Source organism: Streptomyces sp. NPDC093801, from assembly GCF_040701585.1.
Classification (GTDB): Bacteria; Actinomycetota; Actinomycetes; order Streptomycetales; family Streptomycetaceae; genus Streptomyces.
This window is the reverse complement of record NZ_JBFBDP010000051.1, coordinates 1-26340: the sequence shown is the minus strand read 5'-3', so window position 1 is coordinate 26340 and position 26340 is coordinate 1. Positions and strand designations below refer to the sequence as shown.

At 77.2% G+C, this 26340-nt stretch carries 23 protein-coding genes and 1 pseudogene; 12 read left to right on the top strand and 12 right to left on the bottom strand.

Annotated features, from left to right (window positions below; translation table 11 throughout):
• Positions 1-14 precede the first annotated feature (14 nt).
• Positions 15-410 carry a hypothetical protein gene (locus AB0469_RS37430; RefSeq protein ID WP_366456043.1) on the top strand — a complete coding sequence of 132 codons (396 nt, stop codon included), beginning with the start codon at positions 15-17 and terminating at the stop codon, positions 408-410.
• Here AB0469_RS37430 and AB0469_RS37425 read toward each other — a convergent pair.
• The 4 genes from AB0469_RS37425 to AB0469_RS37410 all read right to left on the bottom strand — a co-directional run bounded on the left by AB0469_RS37425 (position 364) and on the right by AB0469_RS37410 (position 6040).
• The gene (locus tag AB0469_RS37425; RefSeq protein WP_366456042.1) at positions 364-1776 is read right to left on the bottom strand and encodes a hypothetical protein; all 1413 of its coding nucleotides are present in this window, start codon (positions 1774-1776) and stop codon (positions 364-366) included. The genes AB0469_RS37430 and AB0469_RS37425 overlap by 47 nt on opposite strands.
• A 23-nt stretch (positions 1777-1799) precedes the next feature.
• Positions 1800-3365: an FAD-binding oxidoreductase gene (locus tag AB0469_RS37420; protein WP_366456041.1), complete on the bottom strand. Its 1566-nt coding sequence runs from the start codon at positions 3363-3365 to the stop codon at positions 1800-1802.
• Positions 3366-3843: 478 nt separating this feature from the next.
• Positions 3844-4497: a class I SAM-dependent methyltransferase gene (locus AB0469_RS37415; protein ID WP_366456040.1), complete on the bottom strand. Its 654-nt coding sequence runs from the start codon at positions 4495-4497 to the stop codon at positions 3844-3846.
• Positions 4498-4552: 55 nt separating this feature from the next.
• A complete protein-coding gene (locus AB0469_RS37410; RefSeq protein ID WP_366456067.1) occupies positions 4553-6040 on the bottom strand; it encodes an IucA/IucC family siderophore biosynthesis protein in 1488 nt (495 codons plus the stop codon).
• 243 nt (positions 6041-6283) lie between these two features.
• Between AB0469_RS37410 and AB0469_RS37405 the strand changes: the two genes are divergently transcribed.
• Positions 6284-7819: an IucA/IucC family protein gene (locus AB0469_RS37405; RefSeq protein ID WP_366456039.1), complete on the top strand. Its 1536-nt coding sequence runs from the start codon at positions 6284-6286 to the stop codon at positions 7817-7819.
• Positions 7820-7956: 137 nt separating this feature from the next.
• The gene (locus AB0469_RS37400; protein ID WP_366456038.1) at positions 7957-8724 is read left to right on the top strand and encodes a GntR family transcriptional regulator; all 768 of its coding nucleotides are present in this window, start codon (positions 7957-7959) and stop codon (positions 8722-8724) included.
• Positions 8725-8961: 237 nt separating this feature from the next.
• Here AB0469_RS37400 and AB0469_RS37395 read toward each other — a convergent pair whose 3' ends face one another.
• On the bottom strand, positions 8962-11163 hold the full coding sequence (locus AB0469_RS37395; RefSeq protein WP_366456037.1) for an MMPL family transporter: 2202 nt from the start codon (positions 11161-11163) through the stop codon (positions 8962-8964).
• A 280-nt stretch (positions 11164-11443) separates the two neighbouring features.
• Between AB0469_RS37395 and AB0469_RS37390 the strand changes: the two genes are divergently transcribed.
• The 4 genes from AB0469_RS37390 (at position 11444) to AB0469_RS37375 (ending at position 14150) form a co-directional block, all read left to right on the top strand.
• Positions 11444-12631 carry a sensor histidine kinase gene (locus AB0469_RS37390; protein ID WP_366456036.1) on the top strand — a complete coding sequence of 396 codons (1188 nt, stop codon included), beginning with the start codon at positions 11444-11446 and terminating at the stop codon, positions 12629-12631.
• The gene (locus AB0469_RS37385) at positions 12628-13296 is read left to right on the top strand and encodes a response regulator transcription factor (protein WP_366456035.1); all 669 of its coding nucleotides are present in this window, start codon (positions 12628-12630) and stop codon (positions 13294-13296) included. The genes AB0469_RS37390 and AB0469_RS37385 overlap by 4 nt, the downstream gene beginning before the upstream one ends.
• Before the next feature lie 141 nt (positions 13297-13437).
• The gene (locus tag AB0469_RS37380) at positions 13438-13668 is read left to right on the top strand and encodes a hypothetical protein (RefSeq protein ID WP_366456034.1); all 231 of its coding nucleotides are present in this window, start codon (positions 13438-13440) and stop codon (positions 13666-13668) included.
• A 140-nt stretch (positions 13669-13808) separates the two neighbouring features.
• Entirely contained in the window at positions 13809-14150 is a 342-nt protein-coding gene (locus AB0469_RS37375) for a hypothetical protein (RefSeq protein ID WP_366456033.1), read from the top strand.
• A 26-nt stretch (positions 14151-14176) separates the two neighbouring features.
• Here AB0469_RS37375 and AB0469_RS37370 read toward each other — a convergent pair whose 3' ends face one another.
• Both AB0469_RS37370 and AB0469_RS37365 read right to left on the bottom strand, forming a co-directional pair.
• Positions 14177-14914, bottom strand: a complete 738-nt coding sequence (locus AB0469_RS37370) for a hypothetical protein (protein WP_366456032.1) — start codon at positions 14912-14914, stop codon at positions 14177-14179.
• A gap of 100 nt (positions 14915-15014) precedes the next feature.
• Entirely contained in the window at positions 15015-16322 is a 1308-nt protein-coding gene (locus AB0469_RS37365) for an MFS transporter (RefSeq protein ID WP_366456031.1), read from the bottom strand.
• Between the two features lie 113 nt (positions 16323-16435).
• Between AB0469_RS37365 and AB0469_RS37360 the strand changes: the two genes are divergently transcribed.
• Positions 16436-17533 carry an AI-2E family transporter gene (locus AB0469_RS37360; RefSeq protein ID WP_366456030.1) on the top strand — a complete coding sequence of 366 codons (1098 nt, stop codon included), beginning with the start codon at positions 16436-16438 and terminating at the stop codon, positions 17531-17533.
• Positions 17534-17575: 42 nt separating this feature from the next.
• A complete protein-coding gene (locus AB0469_RS37355) occupies positions 17576-17821 on the top strand; it encodes a DUF6158 family protein (RefSeq protein ID WP_366456029.1) in 246 nt (81 codons plus the stop codon).
• Between the two features lie 221 nt (positions 17822-18042).
• On the opposite strand, the gene AB0469_RS37350 is transcribed toward AB0469_RS37355, so the two are convergent.
• On the bottom strand, positions 18043-19377 hold the full coding sequence (locus AB0469_RS37350; protein WP_366456028.1) for a tetratricopeptide repeat protein: 1335 nt from the start codon (positions 19375-19377) through the stop codon (positions 18043-18045).
• Positions 19378-19538: 161 nt separating this feature from the next.
• Between AB0469_RS37350 and AB0469_RS37345 the strand changes: the two genes are divergently transcribed.
• A complete protein-coding gene (locus AB0469_RS37345) occupies positions 19539-20894 on the top strand; it encodes a M64 family metallopeptidase (RefSeq protein ID WP_366456027.1) in 1356 nt (451 codons plus the stop codon).
• Between the two features lie 280 nt (positions 20895-21174).
• Entirely contained in the window at positions 21175-22596 is a 1422-nt protein-coding gene (locus AB0469_RS37340; protein ID WP_366456026.1) for a hypothetical protein, read from the top strand.
• A 42-nt stretch (positions 22597-22638) separates the two neighbouring features.
• On the opposite strand, the gene AB0469_RS37335 is transcribed toward AB0469_RS37340, so the two are convergent.
• Genes AB0469_RS37335 through AB0469_RS37325 form a run of 3 tightly spaced genes read right to left on the bottom strand, consistent with a single transcriptional unit; the run spans position 22639 to position 25305 of the window.
• Positions 22639-23673 carry an NAD(P)/FAD-dependent oxidoreductase gene (locus AB0469_RS37335; protein ID WP_366456024.1) on the bottom strand — a complete coding sequence of 345 codons (1035 nt, stop codon included), beginning with the start codon at positions 23671-23673 and terminating at the stop codon, positions 22639-22641.
• A complete protein-coding gene (locus AB0469_RS37330; RefSeq protein WP_366456066.1) occupies positions 23670-24203 on the bottom strand; it encodes an isoprenylcysteine carboxyl methyltransferase family protein in 534 nt (177 codons plus the stop codon). The genes AB0469_RS37335 and AB0469_RS37330 overlap by 4 nt, the downstream gene beginning before the upstream one ends.
• A 40-nt stretch (positions 24204-24243) precedes the next feature.
• A complete protein-coding gene (locus AB0469_RS37325; protein ID WP_366456023.1) occupies positions 24244-25305 on the bottom strand; it encodes a 3-oxoacyl-[acyl-carrier-protein] synthase III C-terminal domain-containing protein in 1062 nt (353 codons plus the stop codon).
• A gap of 88 nt (positions 25306-25393) precedes the next feature.
• Here AB0469_RS37325 and AB0469_RS37320 point away from each other — a divergent pair, with 88 nt between their 5' ends.
• The gene (locus tag AB0469_RS37320) at positions 25394-26233 is read left to right on the top strand and encodes a UbiA family prenyltransferase (RefSeq protein ID WP_366456022.1); all 840 of its coding nucleotides are present in this window, start codon (positions 25394-25396) and stop codon (positions 26231-26233) included.
• Here AB0469_RS37320 and AB0469_RS37315 read toward each other — a convergent pair.
• A pseudogene (locus AB0469_RS37315) lies at positions 26230-26340 on the bottom strand (IS481 family transposase); the annotation flags it as partial. The gene AB0469_RS37320 and the pseudogene AB0469_RS37315 sit on opposite strands and share 4 nt — an antisense overlap.

The following is a 26340-nucleotide window of genomic DNA, read 5'->3' as shown; positions in this document are numbered from 1 at the left end:
CTCGTTGACCGGTCATGGAGCTGCTGCCGATGATCGCGGCGCCGGGTGTCGGCGAACGGGCCGATGCCGCGGCCGATGCCGCGTGCCACCTCTACGACGCCGTCGCGCCCTGGAGCGGCGGCGGCCCGGGCGGGTGGAGCCGGACCGCCGCCGAGGACGCCGCCGAGGCGATCGAGACCACCGCGCACGCCCTGGCGCACATCCACCCGCGGGCCGAGGTCATCCTGGCGCCCGTGCACGCGGCCCTCGCCGACCTGCGCCGTCAGCTGGAGCTGCCCCCGGCCGACGCGCTGACCGCCGACGGGGTGCCGGCGACCCCGCGGACGGTCGGCAACCCGCGCCGGACCCGGTGGGTGCGGGTGCTCACTCCGCCCGCACCCCGGCGACCGCCGACTGGTACAGCTTCCTGACCTCCGCGCCGAAGTAGGCGCTGTACGAGGTGTCGGCCGTGGGCCCGCCGGTCTCCCAGCCGCCGATCACCCCGACCACGTCCCCGGTCGCGGTGTCCTCGTCGAAGCGGGTGATGAAGGGGCCGCCGCTGGTCCCGCCCGGGTAGCCGGTGCAGTCGATGCGCAGGAAGGATCCGGGGCTGCCCGGGTCGGTGCTGGTGAACTTGGTCGTCTTGTTGACGCACACGCGGGGGCGCGGCGCCGGCGCCGGATGGCCGATGAGGACGACCTTGGGGTGGTTGAAGGTGGCCCCGGTGACGAGCCGGTTCCCGCCGACCACGTCCTCGACGTCCTCGCCGTCGGTGTCCGGTCCGACCTGGGCGAAGGCCACGTCGAGGGTGGCGGCCTTGGCGGCGCCCTCGGTGCGGTAGCGGGAGGCGATCCAGATCTTCGAGCGGCCCGCCGCGTCCCGCAGGACCGGGAACATGCCGTACGGGCGCGGGTTGGCGCGCGTGTACTGCGGGACGAAGGCGATCTGGCGGGTGTCGCTGCCGAGCAGGCAGTGCGCCGCGCTGAGCACCATGTTGCGGCCGGGGGAGGAGACCACGCTGGCGGTGCAGAAATAGGCGCCGGCGCCCTTCATGACGAACATCCGGCCGACGACCGGGATGCCGTCGAAGTCCTGCCCCACCCCGGCCGGGCCCGTCGGGAGAACCCGGGCCGGCAGCGGGGAGGGCGCGGGTGTCGGGGCGGGGGGCACGGGGGCGGGCGGGGTGCTCGCCGCCGGTGCGGGCGCGGGCAGCGCCGCCGCTGCCGCGGCGGCGGAAGCGGCGGCTGCCTCCGGGGCGGAGGGCGCGGCGGGTGCGGCCGCCGTCGTCGCCGCACCGGGGGGCGTGGTGCCGGGCGCCGCTGAGCCGGAAGCCGTGGTCCCGGAAGCCGTGGTCCCGGAAGTCGCCGTGCCGGCTGTCGCCGTGCCGGGCGCCGCCGCACCGGGGGTCGTTGTGCCGGAAGTCACCGTGCCGGGGGCCGTTGTGCCCGGCGCCGTCGCACCGGGGAGCGTTGCGCCGGAAGCCGCCGCGCCGGGGGTCGCCGTGCCGGGTGCCGTCGTGCCGGGCGCCGCCGCCCCAGAAGTCGCCGCCCCAGAAGTCGCCGTGCCGGGGGCCGTTGCGCCGGGTGCCGTCGTGCCGGAAGCCGCCGTGCCGGGTGCCGGCGGGTCGGGTACGGGGACCGCCGAGGCCATCCGCGCCGGCGTCCAGAACGCGGCGGCCTCCCGCGCGGTCCAGCGTCCGGCCGAGGCCTCGGCGCTCCCGGAGCCGGCTCCGGGCAGCGGCGCGCCCGGCAGCAGCAGGGCGGCGGTCGCCGCCGCCAGAGTGAACGTTCGCAGCATGTCTCGTTCCTGTTCGTGACGGCCTAGACGGCCTGGGGGAAACGCAGCAGCCGGTCGGGGTCGTAGGTGCGCCGGACCCGCTCCAGGCGGGGGAGGTTCGGCCCGTAGTAGGCCTCCCGCCAGCCGGTCAGCTTCGGGTCGGCGTAGTTCTGGTAGGCCCGGCCGCCCGCCCACGGGCGCAGGGCCCGCCACAGCCCGTCGAGCCAGTCCTGGTGCCGGGCCGCCCCCGCGGCGTCCGTCGACGGCGGCCAGTACGCGAGGTACTGGGCCAGGAAGGCGCTGTCGCGGTGGACGAAGGCGGTGGCGCCGGCGGGCACCCGGTTCACGGCCCCGCCGCACACCCCGTCGAACTGGACCACGCCCCGCCCGCCCGGGGGCACCGCCCGCCCGTACCGCCCGAGGGCGTCCAGGACCGCGCCGACCGCCGCGTCCGGCAGCCCGGCCCCGCCCCAGAAGTCGGATCGGGCCGCGTACGAGTCCCGGCCCAGGCGGCCCCGCGGATCCCGGCCGGGCAGCCGCCCCGGCAGCCGGCACAGCTCCGGGCCGCCTTCGGGGCAGCCCGCCATGGCCCGCACGGTGTCCCCGTAACCGCGCACGGAGATCCAGTCGTCCCGGGGCTCCCGCCCCACCAGGCCCGTCAGCCGGGCCAGTTCCCGCTCCAGCTCCGCGCGCCCGTCGAGGCACACCGCCCGGACGGCCAGGGCGGCGGCCGAGCCGGCCTCCACCGTGAACTCGGCCTGGCTCCAGAACGGGTCCGGCAGCGCACCCAGCCAGCGCTGCCAGCCGCGCACCACCGCTGCCGAGTCCGCGCCGGGCCAGTGCAGTTCGGCGAAGGCGGCGTCGCCGACCGGATGGGTGCGCAGGCGGAACTCGGTGACCACCCCGAAGTTCCCGCCACCGCCGCCGCGCAGCGCCCAGAAAAGCTCCGGGTCCCGGTCCGGGCCGGCCTCGCGCAGCATCCCGTCGGCGGTGACCACCCGGGCGCCGGCGAGCCGGTCGGAGGTGGTGCCGTGGGCCCGGGAGGAGAGGCCCAGGCCGCCGCCGAGGGCGAGCCCCGCGATGCCGACGGAGGGACACAGCCCGGCGGGGACGCCCAGGCCGCGCCCGGCGAGGGCCGCGTGCACGTCCGCCAGCCGGGCGCCCGCGCCGACGCGCACCTCGTCCCCCTCGACCGCCACCCGGGCCATGGCCCCGACGTCGACCACGAGTCCGCCGGCCACCGTGGACCACCCCGCGTAGCCGTGTCCGCCACCGCGCGGCACCACCGCGGCGGCCGAGCGCCGGGCGAAGTCCAGGCAGACGGCCACGTCGCCGGCGTGCTGCGGATAGGCCACGGCGCCGGGGGCGACGGAGTCGTAGCGGGGCTGGAACGACTGCCGGGCCTCGGCGTAGTCGCGGTCCCCCGGAAGGACCACCCGCCCGTCCATCGACCGGGCCAGCGCCCCGAAGTCCGGCCCGGCCGCGGCGCCGGCCCGCGGGGCGCGCGCCCGGGCGGCGGCCGGCGCGGGGGAGGCCGACGGGCCCGCCCCGGCGGCGCCGAGCACGGCGGCGGCCGCGCCCGCGAGGACCCGGCGGCGTGGGAAATTCATACTTCCTTCCTGCCACCGCCCGCCCCGATCGAGTCGAAGGCGGGCCCGCCGGAGCCGAGTTGTCCCCCGGGCGGCGTAATCCCGGCCGCCGACGCGCGAAGGTGTCGTGACGTCAGACCCCCGTCCCCGGGGGCGCAGGCCCGGGCGGGAGGGCTGTCGTGGCGTCAGCCCCGCCTGTCGGGGCCCCGCCCGGGGCCGGCCCCGGAGGGCGGGTCACCGGTGGGTCCGGGACGCCGGCGGCCGGTCGCCGAACCGGCGTGCCGACGGGCGGCGCCGCGGGCACGGGGCCGGCCCGGCCCTCGTCGCACGCGGCCCGGTGGGTCCCGATCCCGGACCCGTGGGCGGTCGCCGCGGCCGCGGGCCGCCGTGCGGGTGTGCCGGCCCGCCCGTGCGGGTGTGCCGGCCCGTCCGTGCGGGTGTGCCGGCCCGCCCGGGAGGGCGGCCGGGCCCGTGCCCGCGCCGCGGGTCTCCGGCCGGGTCAGGACCCCGGCGGTCTGCGGACCAGGACGAAGCCCCGGGGGCCGGCCTCCCCTTCGTCCGGTTGCCGGACCATGCGGGCCGTCTCCGCGAGCCCCGCCCCCGCCAGCAGGCCCGCGATCAGCCCGGGCGGGGTCGTGTACACGTCGGGGTCGACCGGGTGCGCGGGGGCGCGCCCGTCCCCGGCCCCCTCCCCTTCTCCGGCCTCGAACGCGACCAGGGCGTAGCCGCCGGGTGCCAGTACCCGGGCGAACTCGGCGAAGAGTTCCGGGAGTTCCGTCGGCGGGGTGCGGACGGTCCCGTACCAGGACAGGACACCGCCCAGCGCCCCGTCGGCCACGTCCAGCCCGGCCATCCGCCCGACCTCGAACCGCAGCCCCGGATACGCGCGGCGGGCCGCCGCCACCATCGCCGGGGACAGGTCGACGCCGAAGGCCCGCACGCCGCACCGGTCCAGGTACGCCGTCGTGCGGCCCGGACCGCAGCCCAGGTCGGCGACCGCCCCGCCGCCGGCGCGCGCGTACGCGGCGAAGGCGTCCAGCATCGCCCGGTCCAGGGGCCGCACCGCCGGGTCGTCCCGCAGCATCCGGGCGCGGCCGACGGCGTCGCGGTCATGGGACGCCCGTACGGCGTGGTGACGCGAGGTTGCTGTCATGCTCCTGCACATTAGTGGGACGGACGGCCGGAATCACCGGTGCCCGCCCCCTCGTTCACCCCCCGGCCAGCGGACTCGGCAGCCGCGTCCACTGGTCCCCGGGCACCCCCGGGCTCAGACGCATCAGGGTCAGCGCCTTCACCGGCAGCGGCCCCCGCAGCGCTTCCGAGTCGGCGGTCGGCGCCAGCCCGTCCAGCCCGGCCGCCAGGGCCGCCCCGAAGGCCCGCCGCGAGCCCGCCGTCGCGGCGAGCGCCCCGGCGGCCAGGGAGCCGAACATCTTGCGCCGCAGCACCGTCTCGTCGTCGGTCACCAGCCGTCCCGACAGCGGCGGTACCGGCAGCCCGTGCCGGGCCAGCCGGGCCGGGCTGATCCGGATGTCGGCCAGGTCGCGGTAGACCAGCCGCAGCGGGGTGCCGTCGGCGGCCAGGACCACCAGGAGGTTCTGCCCGTGGGCCTCCAGCGCCACCCCCAGGTCCAGCACCCGCAGGCACACCGACAGCGCCAGCCGGGCGAACCGCGCCTGCCAGTCCGCCGACCGGGCCAGAGCGGTCCCCGCCAGCGCCGCCACCGGTACGACCCGCTCCCCGGCCCGCGCGTACGCCTCCGGGGGCTCGCGGAGCACCGCCGCCAGGTCCGGGCTGTAGGCGGTGGCCGCGCCCAGGGTGCGGGTGATGTGCAGGCGGCCGTCCAGGCGCTCGGCCAGCGCGTGCGCGAAGTCCGAGACAACGGCGGCCGTCTCGACGGAGTAGGCGGAGATGTCCCGCACCGAGGAGGTCAGCCGCGTGCTCAGGGCCGTCTTCACATGGGGGCCGCCCGCCGCCGGGGCGAGCGTGCGCAGCGCCATCAGGGGGTGGGCGGCCGGCCCCGGCAGGAGCTCCTCGCCCTTGAGGACGTGCTCGGCCTGCCACGGGTGCACCGGGACCAGGATCCGGTCCCCGTCGCGCAGGTGCTCCGGCCAGTCCCCGGCGACCAGGCACTCCCGCGCCCGCACGGGGACCAGCCCGAGCTCCACCAGCGGCCCGTGCTCCGGCGCGTAGGCCAGCTGCTCCGCGACCGAGAACCCGGGCCGGGAGCGGCAGTTGGGGTGGTACGGGTGCCCGTCGACCACCCGCTGCTCCCACTCCCAGGTGGTGCGCGGCTGCGCCCGCCCCCCGGGCGGCTGCCCGGCACGGGACAGGGCGAGGGAGGCGGTGCTGCCGTCGAGCTCGGCGGCGAAGGAGGCGAAGGCGGCTCCCAGGGGTCCGGCGGCGCCGTGCGGCACCCGCAGCGCCCCGACCAGCCGGGCCGCCTGCCGGTACGGCCGCCCGTCGAGCCGCACCTCGGTGACGTAGGCCTCCGTCGCGTACGGGTCGGGGCGCGGCCCCTCCAGGCGTCCGCCGCCCGCCAGCAGCAGCCTGAGCGAGTCCGGCCCCTGCTCCCGGCCCACCACCCACGGCAGCGGTTCGAAGGCCAGCGCCCGCCAGAGGCGGGTCAGCACGGCGGAGCGCGCGCCGTCCAGCGCGGCCTCGTACGCGGACCCGAGCCCGGGCCGTACGCCGGCCAGAGCGGCGGCGACGGCCTCCTCGGCGGCGCCCGCCGGGGAGGGCCGGGGGTCGGGCGGGGGAACGTGCGTGCTGCGGTCCAGGGTCCCGTTCCTTTCGGATGGCTGCTGACGGAGGGCTCTACCCGATGATCAAGTCATCATCCCGGATACTGAAGATCACGGCCGGTGGCCCCACCCGCGGACACCGGCGCACCGAAGCACCGAGCATCGAAGCACCGAAGCACCGAAGCACCGAAGCCCCGAATGGATCCAGTGGACCTCAACGCCGCCGCCGACGCCTACGCCGCCGCCCCGCTCCTGAACTGCCTGCTGCGGGAGGTGGCCGACGCCGAGGGCGCGCGCGTCCACCGGCTGCGCGGCAGCGGCCGGCTCCTGCGGGTCGCCGGCGGCCGCCGGCCCGCGGACCCCGAGCTGCGCACCGCGGACGGCTGGCACCCGCTCAGCCACGCCGAACTCGTCAAGCTCGCCTCCGACGAACTGCTCCGCCACACCGGGGTCTCCAACGACGAGCTGCCGGTGGAGATGGCCGACAGCCGCGACACCGTCGCCGCGCTGCTGGCCGCCCGGGCCGCCGCCGAGGTGCCGGGGGACCCCTACGTCCGCTCCGAGCAGTCCCTGCTCATGGGCCACCCGCACCACCCCGCGCCCAAGACCCGCGGCGGCGGCCCCGCCGCGAGCTGGCTGCCGTACGCCCCCGAGGCGCACGCGCGCTTCCCGCTCGTGATGCTGGGGCTGCGCGAGGACCAGGCGGTGGAGGAGGGCGGCCCGGCCGCGGCCGCGGCGGTCGACGAGCTGGCCGGGATCCTCGACGGTCCCCGCCCGCCCGCCGGCTACCGGGCGCTGCCCGCGCACCCGTGGCAGCTCGACCTGGTCGCCGGCCGGCGGGAGGTGCGCGAGGCCCTCGCCGACGGGCGCCTGCTGCGGCTCGGCCCGACCCGGCTGCCGGTGTGGCCCACCGCCTCGATCCGCACCGTGCACGCGGCCGGCCCGGACGCCGACCTGTTCGCGAAGTTCAGCCTGGACGTGCGGATCACCAACGACGTGCGCCGGCTGTGGCGCCACGACCTGCTCAAGCTGCGCCGCACCGACGCCGCCGTCGAGGAGGGCTTCGCCGACCTGCGCCGCCGGACCGGCGCGGAGGCCGTCTGGCTGTGCGACCGCGGCTACCGCACCGCCGCCTTCGCCTTCGAGGAACTCGCCGTCCTGGTCCGCGACGGCCTGCGCGGGCGGGTGATCCCGGGGGCGACGCCGCTGCTGTGCGCGGCGCTCGCCGAGGGCTTCCCCGGCAGCCCGCTGGAGGCCGCGCCCGACCCGTGGGGGTGGTGGCGGGCCTACCTGCGCCAGGTCGTGCCCCCGGTGCTGGACCTGTTCGCGCGGCACGGGATCGTGCTGGAGGCACACCTCCAGAACTGCCTGGTGGCCGTCGACGGGCGGGGCACGCCCGTGCAGGCCCTCTTCCGCGACGCGGAGGGGGTCAAACTCCCGCAGGACATGCCGCGGGAGGCGGCCTGGGAACGGCTCGTGTACTGCCTGGTCGTCAACCACCTGGCGGAGGTGGCCGGGGCCCTGGCCGAGCACCGTCCGGAGCTGGCCGGCCGGGTGTGGCCGGCGGTCCGCGAGGAGTTCCTGCGCTACGACGCCGAGCACGGTCTGCCCGAGGTCGCGCGGCTCCTGGACGCCCCCGCGCTTCCGGCCAAGACGAACCTGCTGCTGCGCTGGACCCGCGCGGACGGCGCGGACGCGCGCTACCTGGAGCTGCCGAACCCGCTGCGGGGGTAGGGCGCGGGGGTGGCGGCGGAGCCGGATCCGGCCAAGGTGGCGCTGGTCGGCGGGGATCCCGTATCGAAAGGTATAGACCAATGCTAGGTTGGTGGGGCAGACCGCGCCATCCTTGACCACCCGTCAGAGGAGAAGCCATGCCCTCCCCTTCGCGGGGCATCGGCCCCGCCGTGCCCAAGTACCAGCGGATCGCCGCAGCGCTGCGGGACGAACTCGACCACGCCGCCCGGACCGCCGGGGGCAGACTGCCCTCCGAACGCACCCTCGCCGCCCGCTACGCGGTCAACCGGCAGACCGTCCGCGCCGCCCTCCAGGAGCTGCGCGCCGACGGACTGGTCGTCACCGGCCGCCGGGGCACCCGGGCCGCTCCGCCCCCGGAGCCCCCGCGACCGCCCCGGCCCGCCGGCCGGCCGGGCGCGCCCGGCCCCGCGCACACCGCGGCCCACGCCCGGGCCCACCTCGCCCTGGCCCCCGTGCCGCCCGCGCTCGCGGCGCTGCTCGGCACGGGCGCGGGGGAGCGCACCCTGGTCCACCACCACCGCGTGTACGGTTCCGACGGCCGCGTCCTCCAGCACACCGTGACCCACCTCGACCCGCGCACCGTCGCGCGTACCCCGCAGCTCGCCGCCTACCTGGAGCGGCTGGCCGCCGCCCGCGAGGAGGACCTGCGGCCCCTGCACCGCTGGCTGGAGCGGGCCGCGGCCCGGGGCCGCACCGCCGAGACCATCACGATGACCCGCACCAGCCACCCCGCCGCCGTGTCCCCCGCCTGCGGGCTGTCGGTCCGCCGCACCGTGCACGACGCCTCCGGCCGGCTGGTCGCCGTCACCGACCTCGCCTTCCCGGCCTGGGACCGGGTCACCTTCCACCGGGAGCCCGCGGCCATCGCCTTCCGCGTCAGCTGAGGCCCCGCGGACGGCGGCCCGCCACCGAGGGGCCCGGTCGCCGGCGGCCGCCGGGCCCTTCGGTACGGCGCCGGCCCTTCGGTACGGCGCCGGCCCTTCGGTACGGCGCCGGCCCTTCGGTACGGCGCCGGCCCTTCGGTACGGCGCCGGGCGACCCGGGTACGGCGCCGGGCGACCCGGGTACGGCGCCGGGCGACCCGGTGGCGTACCGTCCGGCGGCCGCCCGGGCCCCGGGCCTCAGCCGACCGGGACCCGCCCGGGCTCGGGCCGTTCCGCCGGGGGCGCCGCCTCCTTCGGGCGGGGGCGCACCGGCCACCACAGGGAGCGGCCCAGCAGGGCCGCCAGGGCGGGGACCAGGACGACCGACAGGGCGAACGCCGACAGCAGGATGCCCACCGCCGTCGCGAAACCGGTCTGCTGGAGGCCCGGCTGCGGGCTGACCGCCAGGCTTCCGAAGGAGGCGGCCAGCACCAGGCCCGCCGCCGCGATCGCCGGCGCCGTGTGCCGCACCGCCCGGCCCACGGCGGCCCGCGCCGGGCCGGGGCGCTCCATCTCCTCCCGGATCCGGTCGGCGATCAGGATGTTGTAGTCGGTGCCGAGGGCCACCACGAACAGGAACAGCACCAGCGGCAGGGTGAAGTCCACCCCGGGCCGTCCCAGCGCCTGCTGGAACACCAGCGTCGCCGCGCCCAGCGTGGCCGTGAACCCGAGCCCCACGGCCACCATCAGCACCACCGGCGCGAGCAGGCTGCGCAGCAGCACCAGCAGGATCAGCGCGATCAGCACCGCCGCCACCGGGAAGATCACCTCCAGGTCCTCGCCCACCGCCACCGCGATGTCGGCGAAGACCGCGGCGGTGCCCCCGACGTGGGCCTCGGCCCCGTCCGGCACGTGCGCCCGCACGGTCGTGCGCACCGGACCGGACACCAGGTCGCGGGCCCGCTGCCCGCCTGGCTCGGCCGCCAGCACCAGGTCGATGCGGGCCGCCCGGCGGTCCTCGCTCAGCACCGTCGGGGCGACCTGCCCCACCCCGGGGACCCGCGCGAGCGCCCCGGCCAGCCCCGCCACCCGCTCGGCGGTCATCGGGGCGCCGTCCCGCGCCCGGACGAACACGGTCGCCGGATCCGAGGCCCCGGCCGGCATCGACCGGGCGATCTCCTGCGCCGTCCGCACGGCCGCGGTCCGCTCACCGCCGTCGCCGCCCTGCCCGTAGTCCATCCGCACCCCTGCGGCCCCCGCCGTCAGCGCGCCCAGGACCACCACCGCGGCCACGGCGTGGGCCACCGGCCGCCGGGCGATCCGCTCGCCCAGCCGCCCGGCCGCACCCGGGCGCGGAGCCCGCCGCAGCGAGCGCGAGGGCCAGAACATCCGGCGGCCCGTCACGGCCAGCAGCGCCGGCATCAGCGTCAGGCTGCCCAGCAGCATCACCAGCACCGCCACCGCGATGGCCGGGCCCAGGACACGGAACTGGCCGAAGGAGGCGATCCCGAGCGTGGCGAACGCCGCGACGATCGTCAGCGCCGCCGAGGTGACCGCCGTGCCGACCCGGCCCGCCACCTCGGCCGCCGCCTCGCGGCCCGACTGCGCGGGATGGGCGCGCAACTGCTCGCGGAAGCGGAACAGCAGGAAGAGGAAGTAGTCGATGCCGATGCCGATCAGCACCACGTTGATCAGCCCGGGCGTGGACGGGGCCAGGTCGATCCCGGTCAGCAGGGCCGCGCCGACCACCGCGCCCGACGCCGCCCCGCCGACGATCGTCACCGTCACCAGCGGCAGCAGGGCCGCCGCCAGACTGCGGAACACCAGGACGTGGATCAGCACGATCAGCCCGGTCATCACCAGGCCGACGACCATCGTGCGGGTCTCCTCGGCGTCGACGGTGTCCACGGTGGTCGCCAGCCCGCCCGTGAACCCGGTCCGCAGCCCCGCCTCCTGGAAGGCGCCGCGCGCCTGCTCGCGGAAGGCCCGGTAGGTGCCCTGCACCCCGGGATCCTGCGGATTGCCCGTCAGTTCCACGGGCAGCAGCCGGAAGGCCCGGTCCGGGGCCGTCGCCCCCGCGCCGACGCGGGGCACCTGGGAGTGGTCCTGCATCAGCGGCGGGTCGTCCTTCGACCGGGGCATGACCACCCGCTGCCGGGCCAGCCGCGAGGCCACCTCCCCGATCCGCCGCTCGTCGGCGGCCGACAGGGCCGCCCCGTCCGCGCGGGCCACGAGCACGGTCAGCGGGTCGGCGTCCGGCCGGATCCCGAAGTCCTCCTCGGCGATCCGCAGCGCGGCGGCCGAATCGTAGCCCGCCGGCAGGAAGCCGCCGTTGCCGGACTGGGTCGCGCGGTGCACGAAGGCCTGGCCCAGGATCGCCAGCGCGATGCCCACCACCGCCCAGACGGCGATCACCTTCCACGCGTGTCTCGTCGAACATCCCGTCAGGGCGCGGATCACTTCTCTCCTCCGGTCTCTGCGACGTGCACCGCCGGCGCACCGCCGACGGGCTTCCAGACCATCAGCCGGCCGGGCCCCGCGCGTCCGGGCACGGGAGGATCCGCCCACCGGGACCGGGGTCCGGCCCCGGGCCCGGACCAGGACCCTGGTCCTGGTCCGGGCCGCGACCCGGGGCCGGTGCCCGGACCAGGGGTTCTTGCCAGAATGGGGTTCCGCGCGACGGCCGCGACCCGCCCCGGACCGGCCGGGCGGGAGCGGCCCGCGGAGGAGGCGGGAACCGATGGGCACGCGCGCCGAGCGCCTGGAGTGGACGCGGGGCGACGGACTGGTGGCCGTGGGGGCGGCGGCCACCGATCTCACCGGCTTCTCCCTCAGCGCCCAGGTGGACGGGACCCCCTTCACGGTCACCGCCGTCCTCGGCCTGGTCCTCGCCGCGCTGGCCCTGCTCTTCCGGCGCCGCCACCCGGTCCCGGTGCTCGGCGCCGTGCTGGCCCTGGGCCTGGTCGTGAACGTCGCCACCCCGGCCCCGCCGCACTTCGGCCTCGCCATGACCATCGCCCTCTTCACCGTGGCCCGCCGCTGCCGGCCCGCCGTGGTCGCCGCCGCGGGCGTGGCCGCCGTGCCCCTGGCCGCCGTCGGCCTGGGGGGCTCCCTGCTGCCCTCCGGCTGGAACCTCCTCGCCAACGCGCTCGCCGTCGGCCTGGTCGTGGGCGGCGCGTTCGTCGCCAACCGCTGGCAGCGGGAGGTCGAGGCCAACCGCCTGCTGCTCGCCGAGCGCGCGGTGGCCGAGGAACGCCGCCGGATCGCCCGCGAGCTGCACGACATCGTGGCCCACCACATCACCACCATGCAGCTGATGGCCGGCGGCGCCCGCGCCAACCTCGCCCACGACCCCGGCGCGGCCCGGGAGGCCCTGGTGGTCCTGGAGGACTCCGGCCGGATGGCCCTCGGCGAGATGCGCCAGCTCCTGGACGTGCTGCGGGCCGGGGAGGAGGCGGAGGCCGCCCCGCCCGCCCCGCAGCCCGGGACCGCCGACCTGGAGCGGATCGTCGCCGAGTCCCGGCTGGCCGGCATGGACACCGAGTTCACCGTGCTCGGAACGGTCCGCCCGCTGCCGCCCACCGTCGGCCTGACCGTGTTCCGGGTCGTGCAGGAGGCCCTGACCAACGCCCGCAAGCACGCCGGGAACGCGGGCGCCCGGGTCCGGCTGACGTACCGTCCGCAGGAGGTGGCCGTCGAGGTGTGCGACGACGGCCCCGGCGACGGGCCCCCGCGCCGCTCGGCTTCGCGGCACCCGGCCCGCGGCGGGTACGGTCTGATCGGCATGCGCGAACGCGTCGCCCTGCACGGCGGCACCCTGGAGGCCGCCCCCCGGGAGGACGGCGGCTTCCGGGTCGCGGCCCGCCTCCCGGTCCCGGCCGCCGCCGGGGCCCCGGACGGGGCACGAGGAGAGGAACAGCGCCGATGATCCGCGTACTGATAGCCGACGACCAGCCGCTGGTGCGGCGCGGCCTGAGCCTGATCCTGGCGCCCCACCCGGACGTCGAGGTCGTCGGCGAGGCCGGGGACGGCGCCGAGGCGGTCGCGCTCGCCGGGCGGATGCACCCCGACGTGGTGGTGATGGACATCCGCATGCCCGTCCTCGACGGCGTCCGCGCCACCGGGGAACTGGCCCGCACCCACCCCGGATCCCGGGTCCTGGCCCTGAGCACCTTCGACATGGACGAGTACGTGGTCGCCGCCCTGCGCGCCGGCGCCTACGGGTTCCTGCCCAAGGACGTCTCCCCCGAGGAGCTGATCGCCGCCGTCCGCACCGTCCACACCGGAGAGGCCGCCGTCGCCCCCAGGCTGCTGACCCGGCTGATCTCCACCTACGTACGGGCCGCGGCCCGCGAGCCGCGGCCCGCCCCGGCGGACCCCGCCGGACTCACCCCCCGCGAGCTGGAGATCTGGCGGCTGCTCGCCCGCGGCCTCGACAACACCGAGATCGCCGCGGAACTGGACATCAGCGTCTCCACCGTCAAGAACCACATCACCGGCGTCTTCGCCAAGCTGGGGGTGCGGGACCGGGCGCAGGCGGTGATCGCCGCCTACGAATCGGGGCTGGTCGAGGCCGAACGGAGGACCACTTGATCACCAAGTGCCCGCAGACGGCCGGATTTCACCCGCAGATACGGCGCTGACCTGCCGGAACGCGGGCCGGTTCACCCGTGCGCAGGAGGCACCCCCCATGGCACAGTGCCAGGAGCGCAACCTCCGGACCAGGGAGCCCCCATGCCTGACCCGCACGCCGTGCCGCCGCTGCTGACGGCCGCCCCCGAGTGCCGGACCGAGCCGGGCCCGCTGCCCGACTGCCCCCGCTGCGCCACCCCGCCGCGGCGGATCTCCTGGCGCCAGCGGCCCGGTGAGCCCGTGCTCCTGGTCTTCGAGCCCTGCGGGCACCGCCACGGCTCCCCGGCCCCGCCCCTCCTCGCCGTCACCGCACCGGACCCGCTGCGCCGTTGAGCCGGGCGGCCCCGGGCCGCCCGGCGTCACCCCGGGCGCCCGTGACCTCGTATCCTGCACCCGAGCTCACCCCCGAGCAGCTTCGAAGAGACGAGCCGTGCCGCGCCCCGCGCCGGACCGGCGGGAACGGGAGAACCCTGATGGACGTGCAGCACTTCGAGCGGATCACCGCGTTCATCGAGGCGCGGCTGGCCCCGCTGTTCGACGCGGAGACCGGAAGTGAGCGCGGCTTCGCCATGGACGACACCTCCCGGGCCCTGCGCGCGCTGCGCAACAGCGTGCTGGAGGCCTCCGCGGTCAAGGGGCTCATCGCGACGCGCGAGACGGCCGAGCCGCTCGTGCGCAAGGTCATCGACCAGTCGGTCGAGCACCACTGGGACGTGCTGCGCGGCATCGCCCGGCAGTGGGAGGACCACGCCGACTTCCGCAAGGAGTTCAAGCGCCACGCCTGGGAGCTCGACGAGGCCCCCGCCTCCGCCTGAGCGCCTTCCCGGCGGCCGGGCGGGCCTCACCGGCTGGGCGCACCGCCGATCATGTAGCCGATCCGGCGCCGGAGCCCGCTCCAGCGCCGGTCGTGCCGGTAGGCCCGCCGGATGGTCCGCGCCCGGGTCCGGGGCCGGCGGGTGTAGAACCGGCGCGCCCACGGGGACACCGGCCGGGCCAGGCGCACCGCCCCGACCAGGGCGATCAGCGGGACCACGGCCCCGAGGACGGCCATCCGGGGCTTCCCCTTGAACAGGGCGACGACCGCCAGCAGCAGGTTGAGCACCACCGTGCCCATCAGGAACCACCGGTTCTCCGTCTGGTCGTCGGTCAGGCCGTCCACCCCGAGCGGCAGGAACCCGCACAGCAGCAGCCCCGCCAGGGCCGTGGTCAGCAGGACGACCTCCACGCTGAGCGTTCCCTCCCTGCTCCAGTAGACGTCGCTCAGGTGCAGGATCAGCGCGAACTCGTCCAGCACCAGGCCGGTGCCCATTCCGAACAGCACGGCCGCCAGCCCGGCGCCCCACCCCTCCCGGCCGCCCGCGATCGAGGTGAAGCCGCCCACGGTCATCAGGACCACCCCGGGCACGCAGTGGTGCACGTGCAGCCCGCCCGGAGTGACGTTGCGGAAGGGGCCCCTCCCGGCGCGGATCATCCGGGTGACCACCCGGGTCGCCGCGAAGGTGACGACGAACGAGGCCAGCGCGAGGAGCAGGGGCAGCTTCCCCGGCTCCACGATGTTGCGGTACCACCAGTCGCCCATGCCGTCACCCTCCCGGCGCCGGCCCGCCCCCGCACCGCGGGGACCGCCGTTCGGGCGCCCGGACCGGACGCCGGATCAGACCGCCGGACCGGACGCCGGATCAGGCCGCCGCGCCCGCCGGATCCGCCTGCGCGGCGGACTCCTCCCGGGCGGCCCGGCGGCGCAGCGCGTCCTCGTCGGTGTCCGCGTCGTACGAGATCAGCTTCGGCAGCACCGCGGCCAGCAGCGCCACCGACGCCACACAGGCCAGGCCCCCGCTCCAGAAGGCCGGCCGGGTCCCGGTCCAGCCCGCCATCGTGCCCGCCCGGACCTGTCCGAGCTGGGGCCCGACGCTGTACGAGAGCACCTCGATGCCCGCCAGCCGCCCCCGCAGCTCCTCCGGGATCGTCTGGTTCCAGATGGTGGAGCGGCCCAGGGCGCTCAGCATGTCGCCCGCGCCCGCCGCCGCCAGGCACACCAGCACCGGCCAGATGTTCGAGAACCAGCCCGCCGCGGCGATCGCCAGACCCCACGCGGCCGCCCCGAACACCACCAACAGCCCGTGCCTGCGCACCCGCGACACCCAGCCGCTGGTCAGACCCAGCACCAGCGATCCCACCGCACCCGCCGCGTACATCAGGCCCAGCGCCCACTCGGCGTCGAGCTCGTCCGCGAGGAAGGGGAAGATCGTGTTGGGGAACGCGAAGAACATCGCCGCCAGGTCCACGGCGTACGTCCCCAGCAGCACCGGCCGGCTCCACGCGTACCGCGCGCCCTCGGCCATCGCGCGCAGCGAGGGCCGCTGCCCGCCGCCGGCCGGAGGCGCCGGCCGCAGCCGCGCGCACAGGACCACCGAGACGGCGAAGCCCACGACGGTCACCCCGTACGCCGGCGCGTACCCGAAGTACGCGACGACCACCCCGGCCAGCGCCGGCCCGGCGATCGCCCCGAACTGGTAGCGCAGCGCGTTCAGCGCGGCGGCGGCGGTCAGCTGGTCGTGCGGCACGATCCGCGCCATCAGCGAGTCCAGGGCCGGCCGCTGGAGCCCGCTGAGCGCCGACACCCCCGCCGCCACCACGTACAGCGGCCACAGCAGCGGGTCCGGCAGCAGCGCGTTGACCAGCAGCACCAGCGCCAGCACCCCGAGCCCGGCCTCGGTCAGCAGGATCAGCCGCCGCCGGTCGACCGCGTCCGCCAGCGCGCCCCCGTACAGCCCGCACACCACCAGCGGAACGAGCTCGACCGCACCCATCGCACCGACCGCGAGCGGCGAGCCCGTCAGGTGCTTGATCTGGAGCGGCAGGGCGATCATCGCCATGAACGAGCCGAAGAAGGTGACCGTGCCCTGGAAGAAGAGGAGCCGGAAGTCGCGGCTGGAACGCCAGGGGGAGAGGTCGGGCAGTACGGAGGACAGACGGGAGCTACTCACAACGGGCCATCGTGCGGGCAGGGCGTGCGCCCCGGCAACGGATTTTCGCCCCGGACGGGTCAAAACGGGACCCGGCGCGTGGCAGCGGCCGCCCCCGGTGGCACCCATGGGTCATGCCCCCGGTCTCCCCGTTCCTGCGCACGGCGGCGTCCTACGCCTGGCGCCTTCTGGTCGTCGGGGGTGCCGTCTACGCGGTCTTCGCCGTCCTGGGCCGCTTCCACGAGATCGGCGTGGCGCTGTTCCTGGGCCTGGTCGTCACCGCGCTGCTGTCGCCGCTGTCCCGCCGGCTGGCCCGGCTGGTGCCCCGCTCGATGGCGGTGGCCGTCAGCCTCATCGGCAGCGCGGTCCTGTTGATGGGCGTGCTCGCACTCGTCGGCGAGGCGGTGGCGGGGGAGAGCGCCCGCCTCGTGAGGGAGTTCCGCGAGGGCCTCGTCAGCATTCAGGAATGGCTGGAGCGCCCGCCGTTCCGCCTGGGGTCGGAGGCCCTCTCCGACCTCCAGGCCCGGCTCGGGGAGTACGTGTCCTCCCACCGCTCGACCCTGCTGAACACGGCTGTCAGCGGCGCCGGGCAGGTGGTGCAGTGGCTCACCGTCCTGGCCCTCGCCGTGTTCTCCTCCGTCTTCTTCCTGCACGGCGGTGACCGGCAGTGGGCCTGGTTCTGCGCCCAGCTGCCCGAGGCGGCGCGCGAGCGGGTGGGCCTCGCCGGGCGCGCGGCGTGGCGCACGTTCACCGGCTACACGCACGGGATCCTCCTGGTCGCGGCGACCAACGCGATCCTGGTCGGGGTGGCGCTCTACTTCCTCGGGGTCCCGCTGGCCCTCCCGCTGGCCCTGCTGGAGTTCTTCGCCGCCTTCATCCCCCTGATCGGCTCCCCGGTCGCGCTCGCGATCGCCACGGTGGTCGCGCTGGCGTCGAAGGGGCCGTTCATCGCGGCCGTCGTGCTCGCCCTCATCGTCGTGATCGGCCAGATCGAGGGCCATCTGCTGCATCCGCTGGTGATGAGCTGGGCGGTGGCGCTGCACCCGCTGGTCGTGGCCGTCTCGGTGGTCGCGGGGGCCATCGCCGCCGGGGTGGTCGGCGCGGTGGTGGCGGTGCCGCTGGTCTCGGTGACCTGGTCGGTGCGCTGCGCCCTGCGCGCCCACGCGGCCGCGGCCCCGCCCCTGCCGCCGCCGGAACCCCCGCCGGAGGTGCGCTCCGGGCCGGACGGCTGAACCGCCGCGACGCGTCTACCGTAGGACGTGGAGGTGGTTGCCATGGCAGAGCGCTCCGGCGGAGCGGCGCCGCGCGATCTCGAGGACGGCCGGCTGCTGCGGGAACTGGAGACCATCCACCGCACCCGCCACGAGACCCTGCTCCACGGTTCGGACGACGCGCTGGCCACGCACACGCAGCGGCTGAAGGAGCTGGAGGACGAGTACCTCCGGCGCCACCCGCAGCGCGCCCCCGCCTCGGGCCGCACCCGGGAGGGCGCCCGCGCCCGCACCCCGGGCGAACCGTAGCCCCCGTCCCCGGCCGCACCCCGGGCGAACCGTAGCCGCCCGTCCCCGGCCGGACCCCGCTGCGCGGAACCGTCTCCGCACCCCGCCGCTTCCCCGTTCCTCCCCCGGCCGAAGCCGGGGGAGTCCGAGGCCCGGGGGGTGCCCCGGGGGAGCCGGTGACGGGCGGGGCGGGGAGACGGCTCCGCGCGGCGGTCCGGCCCGGCGCAGCGCGGCGGTCCGGTTCAGCGGAACGCCGGGGCCGCCGGGGCCGGGCCCAGGGTGGTGGTGCCGGGGGCCGCGCGGTGGCCCAGCCCCGTGCGGTACGCGTCCAGCGCGGCCTCCGTACGCCCGGCCCGCCGCAACAGGTCGCCCAGCAGCCGGCACAGGTCCGCCAGGTCACCGCCCGCCCCGCTGGGCTCCAGCAGCGCCAGCGCCCGCACGTAGTGCTCCTCGGCCGCCTCGGTCTGCCCCCGCTCCTCGGCGATCAGCCCCAGCAGCCGGTGCGCCCCGCCCGCGTGCACCGCGCCCGGGTCCGACCCCTCGGCCAGCAGCCCCGACACCAGCTCGGCGGCCTCGTCGTACCGGCCCAGGCGCCGCAGCACGTCCGCCAGCTCCACCTCCACCTGCGCGGTGTAGAGGGCGGCCCGCCGGGCCGTGAGCATCTCCCGGGCGATCCGCAGCTCCCGTTCCGCCGCCGCCAGTTCCCCGTGCTGCGCCTGGACGTAGCCGCGCATCCAGTGGCAGTGCGCCAGGTCGGTGCGCAACCGCAGCTGCCGGTAGACGGCCTGCGCCTTCGCCAGTGAGGCGTCGGCGTCCGCCACCCGGCCCTCCGCGAGGAACGTGCGGGCCACCTGCCGGTGCATCCCCGCCACCAGCGCCGGGTCCCCGACCTGCGGGGCGAGCGCCAGTGCCAGCTCCGCCGCGTGGGCCGCGCGTGCGTGCGCGCCCATGTCGATGTACGGGCCGATCACCGCCGAGTACAGCAGGACCAGCGCCTCCGGGTCGGCCATCCCGCCCGTGTTGAGGCCGTCGATGGCCGACTCCAGCAGGTAGCAGGCGTACCGCAGCTCCCCGGCCAGCAGGTGCGCGACGGCCCGGCCGCGGATCGGCCGGGCCCGGCGGGGGAGCGGCTGGCCGGCCAGCAGGAGCTCGGCCGCTTCGAAGTGCCCGGCCGCCTCCGTCAGCTCGCCCGCCTCCAGCGCGCAGTCGCCGAGCCCCAGCAGGGCCTCCGCCCGCTCGTCCGGCAGCCCGAGCCGCTCCGCCTCCTCCAGCAGACGCCGGAAGGGCCCGGCCGCCTCCCGCGCCGAGCCGGTGGCGAGGGTCCGCTGGGCGTCGGTCAGGGCCAGCCGCAGTTCCGTGGCCAGGGAGGCGGGGCGCCCGGTGGCCAGTTCCTCGTACGAGGTGCCGAGCCGGCCAGCGAGGAACCGCAGCGCGGTCTCCGAGGGGCGCACCTTGCCCGCCTCCAGGGTGGACACGTATGCGGGGGTGTACGCGGGCTCGGCCAACTGCCTCTGGGTCAGGCCCCTTTCGGTCCGAAGCCGCTGCACCCGGCGTCCGATCTCGGCCGGTTCGTCCATGAACTCCCCCTGCTGTCCGCGAGGTTTCCTCAACTCCCGAGTATCCGACGGGAGTCAGCCATTGCGCACGCCCTCGGGCGCCCCCTAGTTTAAGCAGCCGGTTCAGTCGAGTTAACCGTTCACTTAACCCCCCTCAACTCCCTGCCCCGGCGGAGGACTTCATGAAGAGAACCGTCCGATCGTCCCTGCGCGCGGCGCTCGCGGCCGCCTGCGCGAGCGCCGCGCTCCTGGCCGCGTCGGCCGTGCCCGCCGGAGCGGCGCCGCCGGCCGGCCCGGCCGCGCGCCCGGGCGTCGAGGTCGAGATACCCGGGCCGGAACACGGCGGCGAAGCCGGATCCGGCCGTACCCGGGTACCCGCCGCCGGACGGGCGAAGGCCGCGCCCCGCCTCTCCGAGTCCGCCCGGGCCGCCGACGGGCAGGTCGCCAAGACGGTCGACAACGGACCCACCGCGGACCGGCTCGACGTGGTCTTCGTCGGCGACGGCTACACCGCCGCCGAACTGGACCGCTACCACGCCGACGTCCGCGCGAAGTGGGCCGAGATCACCGCCGTCGAGCCCTACACGACCTACCGCGACCTCTTCAACGTGTGGACGGTGGACGCCGTGTCCGCCCAGTCCGGGGTCTCCGGCGACCCCGGCCCGGACACCGTCCGCGACACCGCCCTCGGCTCGTACTTCTGGTGCGGGTCCATCGAGCGGCTGCTCTGCGTGGACCAGCCCAAGGTGGACGCCTACGTGGCCAAGGCCCCCGCCGCCGACCTGGTCGTCGTCCTCGCCAACAGCGCCAAGTACGGCGGCGCCGGCTACAACGAGCCCAGTCCCACCCTCGGCTACGAGGGCATCTCCACCGCCTCCGCCGGCCACCCCAAGTCCGGCCAGGTGGCCATCCACGAGACCGGCCACTCCCTCGGCAAACTCGCGGACGAGTACTTCTACCCGGGCGTCCCCGACTACGAGAAGTACACCGGCCCGGAACCCGCCGACGCCAACGCCTCCACCCTCGACGCCGGCGCGATGGCCGCCCAGCGGGCCAAGTGGTACCGCTGGCTCGGCGAGACCTCGCCCGACGGGGGCACCGTCGGTGCCTACGAGGGCGGCGGCTACTACGTGACCGGCCTCAACCGGCCCACCGACGGCTCGATCATGCGGGTGCTGGGCAAGCCCTTCAACCTCCCCGGAGTGGAGGCGATGATCGCCGGCTTCCGGCGGCACGCGAGCCTCGTCACCCCGCTCACCCCCACCGACCGGGTCCTGCGGCTGCGGCACACCGCCAAGGCGGCCGTCCCGCACCTGGCCACGCCCGACGGGCGCCAGCCCACGGTCCGCTGGTACCTCGACGGCCGCGAGCTCAAGCGGTTCGCGGGCCGGACCGAGGTGCGGGTGGCCGAGCTGTGGCTGCTGGACCTGCGCACCCACCGCCTGTCGGTGACCGCGGAGGACGCCACCCCCGCCGTCCGCGACCCCGCGATCGCACGCACCCTGTCCTCCACCGCGAGCTGGGACGTCCGGCTGTAACCCTCCACGGGACCCGGTCGGGAGGCCGTGCCCCCCGACCGGGTCCCGCGGCGCGCGGGGGTCCCCGGCCCCCGCGCCCGCCCGCCGCCGCGCGGGTCCTCCGGGGCGCGGCGTGTCGGGGCCGGCGCCCCGGACACGCCGGGGGAGCCCCCCGTTTGCCCGCCCCGAATGGCGCAGTCAGCACCCCTGCCGCTGAATGTGACCAAGCGTGCGCTTCCCATGACGCACGATGACCGGCGTGCGATGTGTAGACCCGTGCGTCGGCGAGACGGAGCTTTCCATGAATGACCCCAGCACCCTCGCGGCGACGGACCACGGCGACCGCGACGGCCTGCCCATCCCCACCCCGGAACCGACCGACGGCCCCCTCCCCGAACCTCCGACACCCCAGCCCCCCTCCGCACCCCCCGCCGACCTCCAGCCCCTCCCCGGCGCCCCGGTGAACCGCCCCGGACCCGGCGCCGCCTTCCCCGAAGGCCTCCCGCCCTCCGCGGCGGCTTCGGCGAGCGCCCCCGATTCCGGCCGTCTGCCGGCCGGTTTCCCGTCCTTCCCCGACACCCCTGTGAACCGGCCCGATGCCGGGGCCGCGTTGCCCGGCGGCCTCCCGCCCCTCGCGGCGGCCTCCGCGGGCCGGCCCGGCACCGGCCCGGTGGCGCCGGCCGGCCTCCGCCCCTTCCCCGAGGGCCCGGTGGACGGGCCCGGATCCGGTGTTGCCGTCCCCGGCGGTCTTCCGCCCCTCGCGGCGGCCTCGGTGAACCGGCCCGACACCGGCCCGGTGCCGCAGGTGCTCCCCGCGGCCGCCGGGACCGGCCCCGCAGCCCACCCCGAGCCCCTGCGTACGCTGCTGGAGACGGCCGCCACCTGTCGGCCCGTCGAGGAGGTCACCGCGCTGGTGGGCCTGCTGAAGGACTCCGGCCGGCTCGCCGACCCCGGGCACGACGCCCTCCGCGCGGCCGCCGTCTCCCGGCCCGTGGACGAGGTCCGCCGCATGGTCGCCCTGCTCGGCGAGCACCCCGAGGAGGAGGCCGAGGCCGACATCACCCTGCGTGCGGCGGCCGTCGGCCGGCCCATCGAGGACGTGGCCCTGCTGGCCGCCATCCTCGGCCCCGAAGCCCCCGGCGCCGCCCCCCGCGGCGGCCCTTCGACCGGCCCGGCGGCCACGCCCGGGTGGCGGGGCCGGTCCGACCGGCCCCCTGCCGGAACCGCCCCGCCGCCCGAACCCGCGCCCCGGCCCGCCCCGGTCCGCGCCGCGGTCCCCGTCCCCCTCCCCGCCGCGGCCGACGCCATAGCGGAACGCGCGGCCCGGCGCGGGGGCGTACTGGGCCACGTCCTGCGCTGGCCGACGGCCGCCGCCCTGCTGTTCTGCGGCGTGCTGCACCTGCCGGGGAACCTCGCGGAACCGCCCGGCCCCGCCCGGCTGGCGCCGCTGGCGGTGGCCCTGGTCTGCCTGCCGCTCGGCGTCCTGCTGGCCGTCCGGGACACGCCGGCGGTGTGGCGGGGCGCGGCCGTGGCCGCCCTGGCCGTGGTCGCGCTGCACATCGTGGGCGGGGTCGCGTACTTCGACCCCCTCGACGCCACGCTCGGCGCGCCCTACCCGTGGGCCTGGGTCGCGGTGGTGCTCGGCGCCGGGGTCTCGGCGGTCCTGGCCGGCCTCGCGCTGACCCACCGTCCGCCGGACCGCCGGACCGGCGAAGGGGCCTGACCCCGCACGAGGGGCCCCCGGCCGCACGCGCGGCCGGGGGCCTCACCGCGCCAGCAGGTTCACCGCCCCCGTGAACACCCGCGGCATCCGGGCCGCCAGCGGGACGATCCGGCCCGCCAGCGGCGTACGCCGCCGGGCCCACAGCAGGGACGAGGTCAGGGCGCGGTAGCCGCGCGACAGCTCCCGCCAGGCCCGCTCGTACTCCTGCGGCCGGCCCGCGCGCACGCACCGGACGAGTTCCCCCGCCGCCGAGACCGCCAGCGTCAGCCCCTCCCCGGTCAGCGCGTCCACGTACCCCGCCGCGTCCCCCACGAACAGCACCCGCCCCGCCACCCGGGTCCGCGCCCGCTGCCGCAGCGGCCCCGCGCCGCGCACCCCCGCGCCCCGGCCGGGCGGCGCCGGCAGCCGGGCCGCCAGCAGCGGGAACCGGGCCAGCTGCACGTCGAACGGCGCCTGCTCCGACGTCAGCACCGCCACCCCGATCCGGTCCGGGGCCAGCGGGGTCACGTACGCCTCCGCGCCGCGCGCCCAGTGCACCTCCACCAGCTCGCTCCACGGGGCCACCGCGTAGTGGCGGCGCAGCCCGTACCGGGCCGGCCGCCCCGGCGCGGCCGGCACCGCCAGGCCCAGACCGCGCCGCACCGGCGAGTGCAGTCCGTCCGCCGCCACCAGGTACCGGGCCGTCAGCCCGGCCGCGCACACCCGCCGCCCGTCCTGGCGGACCTCCCCGACGCGCCGTGCCAGCACCCGTACGCCGAGCCGCTCCGCGCGGTCGGCGAGGGCCGCCTGGAGGTCCGTACGGGGGCACCCGCGCCCGGGGCCGGAGCGGAAGAGCCCCTCCGCGCGCAGCCCGGTGTCCCCGTCCACGTAGCGGATGCCGTGGAACGCGCGGCCCGGCACCGCCACGCCCAGCTCCTCGAACCGGCGGACGGCACCCGGCATCAGCCCCTCCCCGCAGGCCTTGTCGATCGGCGTCGGGCGCGGCTCCAGGACCACCACCTCCAGCCCGGCCAGCGCCCCGTGGATCGCGGTCGCCAGCCCCGCCGGCCCGCCGCCCGCCACGAGCAGGTCGATCACCGCACCAGGCCCAGCAGCGGATCGGCCGTACGGGCGTAGGTGAGCGCGCTGTTCTCGCAGCGGATCCGCACCCGCAGCAGTACGGCGTTGAGCAGGGTGAAGCCGAGCGCGGTCACCCACGCCGTGTGCACCAGCGGCAGTGCCAGCCCCTCCAGCACCACCGCCGCGTAGTTGGGGTGGCGCAGCAGCCGGTAGGGGCCCGCGGCCACCAACGGCAGCCCGGGCACCACGATGACCCGGGTGTTCCAGCGCGGCCCGAGGGACAGGACGCACCACCACCGCAGCCCCTGCGCCGCCGCCACGACGGCGAGCGCCGGCCAGCCGAGCGCGGGCAGGAAGGGCCGGTGCACGGCCTCCGCCGCGCAGCCCAGAAGGAGTGCGGCGTGCAGGGCGACGATGACCGGATAGTGGCTGCGGCCGTACTCGCGGCCGCCGCGCGCCAGGCTCCAGGCGGCGTTGCGCCGGGCCGTGGCCAGCTCGGCCAGCCGCTCGGCGGCCACCAGCAGGAGGAGCAGGACGTACCAGGTCAGCGGGGTCGACGGGATCGACGGGATCAGCGGCATGGGGACCTCACCAGCGCAGCAGGACGAGTTCGGAGGCGAAACCCGGACCGAAGGCGAGCATCAGCCCGACCGATCCGGGCGCGGGCGGCCCGGCGGCCTGGACGGCGCCGAGGACGTGCAGGACGGACGCGGAGGAGAGGTTCCCGACGGCCGCGAGCGAATCGCGGCTCGCCGCGAGGGCCTGCCCGGACAGCCCCAGGGAGCCGGCCAGCACGTCGAGGATCTTCGGGCCGCCCGGGTGGCAGATCCAGACGTCGACGTCGGCGGGCTTGAGGTCGTGCCCGGCCAGGAAGGACTCGACCTCCTCCACCACGTGCAGGCCGACCAGTTCGGGCAGCTCCCGGCCCAGCACCATGCGCAGGCCCCAGTGGCCGATGTCCCATCCGAGGAGGTGCTCGGTGCCCGGGTACAGCCGGCTGCGCGCGTCCACCACCGACGGCCCGCCGGGGCCGTCGTGGAGGGGGTGCTCCGGCCCCACCGCGACCAGGGCCCCGGCCCCGTCGCCGAAGAGGGCGCCCGCCACGAGGTTCGCCATCGAGGTGTCGTGGGGCTGGAGCGTCAGCGAGCAGAGCTCCGTGGACAGCAGCAGCGCCGCCTGCGCCGGCCGGCCGGCCAGCTGTTCGTGCAGCATCCCCAGCCCGGCGGCGCCCGCCGCGCAGCCCAGTCCGAACAGGGGCACGCGCCGCACGCCCGGCCGCAGCCCGGTCCGGGAGGCGATCCGGGCCTCCAGGGAGGGGGTGGCGAGCCCGGTGACGGTCGTCGACACCACCAGGGCGATGTCCGCGGCCGCCAGGCCGGCCCCGGCGAGGGCGCGTCCGACCGCCTCGGCGCCCAGTTCCAGGGCCGTGCGGAGGAACAGGGCGTTGGTGGTGCCGAAGTCGCGGTCCGGCCCGTAGTGCTCCAGCGGCAGCGCGAGATGGCGGGAGCCGACCCGTACCGAGGCGTGCACCCGGCGCAGCAGGGCCGCGTCGGCGCCGGGCGGCAGACAGCGGACCAGCGCCTCCGTGATCTGGGCCTGCGGGTACAGGTGGGGCGGGAACACGCTGCTCACCGCAAGGACACGGGTCATTGGCCCAACATAGGGAAGAAGCGCCCATACTCGGGCTAAGCGCGCGAAGGTATGAAATTAACGTGCCGTCACGGCGTAGCGTGACGTCGTGCCCGCCCCCTCACCCGTCCTGTCCGCGCCGACCGTCCCGGTGGCCGGACTGCTGCGGGCCTGCCACCCGCTCCCGGCCGCCGCCGTCACCCTCTTCGCAGCGGCGCTCGCCGCCGCCGCCGGAAGGGGGCCCGCCGGAACCGCCCTCACGGCGGGCGCCGTGGCGGCCGGCCAGCTCTCGGTCGGCTGGTGCAACGACCGCGTCGACCTGCGGCGCGACCGGGCGGCCGGACGCCGCGACAAACCCCTCGCCACGGGCGGCGTACCGGCCGGCGCCGTCACCGCCGCCGCGCTCGCGGCGCTGGCCCTGTGCGTACCGCTGTCGCTGGCCGCGGGCCCGGCCGCCGGGGCCGCGCACCTGGTCGGGGTCGCCGCCGCCTGGGCCTACAACCTGCGGCTCAAGGGCACGGCCGCCTCCTGGCTCCCGTACGCCCTCGCCTTCGGCCTGCTCCCGGCCTTCGTCACGCTCGGCCTGCCCGGCGCGCCCCGGCCGCCGCTCTGGCTGACCGGCGCCGCCGCCCTGCTCGGCGCGGGCGCCCACTTCGCCAACGTGCTGCCCGACATCGCCGACGACCTCGCCGCCGGGGTGCGCGGGCTGCCGCAGCGGCTCGGCGCCCGCACCTCCGCCGCGGTGGCAGCCCTGCTCGTCCTCGGCTCCGCGGCCCTGCTGCTGCTGGGCCCGCCGGGTCCCGTCACCCCGTACGGCTGGACCCTCCTCGCCCTGACCGGGGTACTGCTCCTGGCCACGGGCGGGGCCCCGGGCCGGATCCCGTTCCTGGGGGTGATCGCGGTCGCGGCGGGCGACGTCCTGCTGATCCTGGCCCGCGGCGCCGGCTAGGTGTATTGCCCAGTGAGGTTGGGGACGCGGCTGGCGGGTGGTTTGCCTGCGAGCGCGGTGTGTCCGCGGTGGTGATTGTAGGTGTGGAGCCACTGGGGGAAGGCGTC